This window comes from Methylobacterium sp. J-030 (assembly GCF_022829545.1).
Classification (GTDB): domain Bacteria; phylum Pseudomonadota; class Alphaproteobacteria; order Rhizobiales; family Beijerinckiaceae; genus Methylobacterium.
Genome location: NZ_JAKSYM010000090.1, coordinates 1 through 456, shown reverse-complemented (window position 1 = coordinate 456; position 456 = coordinate 1). Strand labels below are relative to the sequence as shown.

1 pseudogene is annotated in these 456 nt (G+C 65.6%); it reads left to right on the top strand.

The features are described 5' to 3' along the window. A pseudogene (locus MKK75_RS05470) lies at nucleotides 1-456 on the top strand (IS3 family transposase); the annotation flags it as partial.

Sequence of the window (456 nt, the reverse complement as noted above, 5' to 3'; positions counted from 1 at the left end):
GGAGATCAGGTCAAGCGGCTGAAGTCTCTGGAGACTGAGAACCAGCGCCTCCGCCGGGCGATCTCCGACCTGACCCTGGAGAAGCTCATCCTGAAGGAGGCGGCTTCGGGAAACTTCTGAGCCCGGCTCGCCGCCGGGCTTGTGTCGACTACGTCGTGGCCGAGCATGGCGTGTCGGAGCGGTTCGCTTGCCGTGTTCTCGGTCAGCACCGCTCGACACAGCGCAAACGCGCCGTCGTGGTCGAGGACGAGGCCGCACTGACCGCCGCCATCGTCGCGCTGGCTCTGCAGTATGGGCGCTACGGGTACGGTCGGATCACCGCGCTGCTGCGTCGCGATGGCTGGACGGTCAACGTAAAGCGGGTCGAACGGATCTGGCAGCGGGAGGGGCTTAAGGTTCCAGTTCGACAGCCGAAGCGAGCCCGACTTTGGCTCAATGACGGCTCGTGTGTGCGCC